Annotated in this window: 4 protein-coding genes; all 4 read right to left on the reverse strand. The window is 64.4% G+C overall.

Translation table 11 applies throughout. From position 1 onward, the window contains the following. Positions 1-168 precede the first annotated feature (168 nt). Positions 169-678, reverse strand: coding sequence for an MgtC/SapB family protein (locus ACVOLI_RS20340; protein WP_282269961.1), 510 nt, complete (start codon positions 676-678; stop codon positions 169-171). A gap of 196 nt (positions 679-874) precedes the next feature. Then, entirely contained in the window at positions 875-1,573 is a 699-nt protein-coding gene (mtnC, locus tag ACVOLI_RS20345; protein ID WP_481615764.1) for an acireductone synthase, read from the reverse strand. Between the two features lie 149 nt (positions 1,574-1,722). Then, the gene (locus ACVOLI_RS20350) at positions 1,723-2,277 is read right to left on the reverse strand and encodes a 1,2-dihydroxy-3-keto-5-methylthiopentene dioxygenase (RefSeq protein WP_481615765.1); all 555 of its coding nucleotides are present in this window, start codon (positions 2,275-2,277) and stop codon (positions 1,723-1,725) included. A 28-nt stretch (positions 2,278-2,305) separates the two neighbouring features. Continuing rightward, positions 2,306-2,953 carry a methylthioribulose 1-phosphate dehydratase gene (locus ACVOLI_RS20355; RefSeq protein WP_481615766.1) on the reverse strand — a complete coding sequence of 216 codons (648 nt, stop codon included), beginning with the start codon at positions 2,951-2,953 and terminating at the stop codon, positions 2,306-2,308. Positions 2,954-3,149 lie beyond the last annotated feature (196 nt).

Below are 3,149 nucleotides of genomic sequence, written 5' to 3' on the forward strand. Positions count from 1 at the left end.
GTGCTGGTGTTGCGTCCCCCCCCCTTTAAACCATGGGAGTTGTGGGTGCGGCGTACGCCGCGAAGCTGGTTTTGCTCAGTCTATTGGCAGCTTTGCGATCTGGTGATTCGCTTGCTTCGCGGCTTACACCGCTCCCACAAAAAAAAGCTGGGTTCGATGCCAGTTTGGTCAGGTATCGAGGTCTGCTTCACTGCCATCGACGTTCTTCCGTTTATCCGGCATCAGCTTCGGTAGCGTGCTCACGACCGCCAAGGCGGCAATCGTGGTGATGAAGGCCACCATTTCCATGCCCATGCCGGCTGCCATGCCAATGGCGGCGGTCATCCAGATGCCGGCCGCCGTGGTCAGGCCCTGGATGCGCTCTTCGTTGTCGAGCTTGAGGATGGCGCCGGCACCAAGGAAGCCGATGCCGGAGACGATGCCCTGCATCACGCGGGTCACATCGGCGCCCGAAATGCCCATCTGCAAAGGTGCCAACACGAACAGCGCCGAACCTACCGAGACCAGGATGTGCGTCTTCAGGCCGGCCGCGCGTCCTTTGCGCTCGCGTTCCAGGCCAAGCAGTCCGCCGAGCACGATGGCGGTGGCCAGCCGGGAGACGATCACGGTCAATGTGCCGACATCGGGAATGGCGAACTCGGCGGCCAGCGCCTGACCGATTTCTTCGGTGATGCTCATGCGGGGGCGTCCTTGGTGTGATGGCAGGGCTGGCGATGGAGTACTGATCCTGCGCAGGGTTTGCTTTACCGGTGGTGATGCTGATGTGCTGCTGGTGTGAAAAGCGGCGCTGCACATTCAGGCATGTGCGATGGGTCCTGCAAAAAAAAACAGCCCCGTGAGGGGCCGTCTTTCTGTCTGTGCGTCGACCAGAAAATCAAAGCGCTATCTGGTCGAAGCGCTCGACCCGGGTGTGGCCATGGGTGGCCTCACCGCTGCGCGGCTGCGGGTAATCGCTGAGGCGGTCGACCAGCACCGTCTGCAGGCCGGCCTCGCGGGCGGCGTCCAATTCCTCGACCACGTCGGAGAGGAACAGGATCTCGGCCGGGGCGATGTTGATGGCCTTGGCGATATGCGCATAGCTGGGCGCCTCGCGCTTGCCGCCAACCTCGGTGTCGAAGTTGCCGGAAAACAGGCTGTTCAAGTCACCGGCATCGCTGAAGCCGAAGAACAGCTTCTGCGCCGGCACCGAGCCGGAGGAGTAGACGTAGAGCGGCAAGCCGCTGGCGTGCCAGCCGCGCAGCACGTCGGCCACTTCGGGGTACAGGTGGGCGGTGTAGTCGCCGTTGCGGTAACCCACGTCCCAGAGCATGCCCTGCAGCGCCTTCAGCGCGGTGTGCTTGCGGTCCTGGTCGATCCAGCCCTGCAGGGTTTCGACGATGACCTCGTCCTGGCAGGCGCTGGCGGAAATTTCGGTGGCCACCGCATCCAGCCACTGGCGGACCTGCGGTTCGTTGCCGTGGGCCTGCACGAAGCCGGGCAGGGCATTGCGGGCATACGGGAACAGCACTTCCTTGACGAAGGAGATGCTGGAGGTGGTGCCCTCGATGTCGGTGAGGATGGCTTTGATGGTCATGCTGGTATTCCTGCATGGTGCTGCTAGGGGCACGAATGCTTAGTTGGCGAGGATAGGAAGCAAGAGCGGGAAGCTGCCCTCACCCCACCCCCTCTCCCGCTGGCGGGAGAGGGGCTCAAGCAGAGCGGGGCTCACGGCAAAGCAGCGGCTTATGCTGCGCTGGGCTCGTAGCGCGGGAAGCGCTGGGCGATGTCGGTGCCGGTGAAGTGGCCGACCCAGCCGTCCGGCTCGGTGAAGAAACGGATGGCGGCAAAGCTGGGTTCTTCGCCCATGTCGAACCAGTGGTTGACGCGGTCGGGGACGGCGATCAGGTCGTCCTTGACGCATTCCACCTCATAGACCTTGTCGTCCACGTGCAGCGTGAACAGGCCCGAGCCGGCGACGAAGAAACGCACTTCGTCTTCCTTATGGTAATGCTCGTCGAGGAACTTCTTGCGGATCTCGGCGCGCGCCGGGTTGTCCGGGGCGATCGAGGCCACGTCCACGCTCTTGAAGCCATGCTCGGCGACCAGACGGTCGATGTCTTCACGGTAGGCGGTGAACACTTCTTCCTGGCTGGCGCCCGGGGCCACCGGGTGCTTGGCCTGCCAGCGTTCGAAGGTGACGCCGATCTTCTTCAGTTCGGCGGCGATGACCTCGCCGTCGCGGCTGTCGAACAGCGGTGCGTCCGGGGCGGTGTCGTTGAAAATGCGCAGTCGGCTCATGGGGGACTCGACGTAGTAGAAGGAAGGATCAGGCGTGGCCGCGCAGGCGGCGCAGTTCCAGTTCGCAGTGCAGCAGGAACTCGAAGGCCTCCAGGTGGCGACGGGCTTCGGCCATGTCGCGGCCCCAGGCATACAGGCCGTGGCCGTCGATCAGATAGCCCCACATCGGCCCCTTGTCGAGTTCGGCCTCGACCTGGGCGGCCAGCACATCCATGTCCTGGGTGTTGGGGAACACCTTCAGGTCGACGGCGGTCTCGTGGGTGGAATTTCCGTGCAGGGCCTTGAGCAGCTCATAGCCCTCCAGGCGGATATGACCGTCGCTGCCATACAGGCGCGAGGCGATGGTCTGCACCGGTGAATGGGTGTGCAGCACGCAGCCGACTTCCGGGAAGCGAGCGTAGAGTTGGGTGTGCAGCAGGGTTTCCGCCGAAGGCCGCAGCGATCGGCCCACGGCCTTGCCGTCGAAATCCACCACCATGATGTCGCTTTCGATCAGCCGGCCCTTGTCCTTGCCGGACACGGTGATGGCCGCATGCTGGTCATCCAGCCGGTGCGAGAAGTTGCTGCTGGTGGCAGGTGTCCAGCCGGCGTGGGCCAGCTCGCGGATGTTGTCGATCAGCAGCTGGGCCAGTTCGCTCAGTCGCTGGGCGTCGTAGGGGACGGTAGGCGCGTTCATGGGGTCCATTCTACTAAGAACGTCAGCAGGTTCATGCATGCATCCGGATGGAACTGATGCCGCCATGGAATATGGGAGGAACCGAGGAGCTCCGTCCCCGTAGCCCCGGGTAGGGCGAGCCCCCCCCGGGGCGCGGGCGGGGGCCGGTGGGGGGCGCACCCCGGGGGGGGTTGGGCCGCCCCCGCGGCCGGGCGGG

The sequence above is a fragment of the Stenotrophomonas sp. STEN029 genome, from assembly GCF_056760015.1.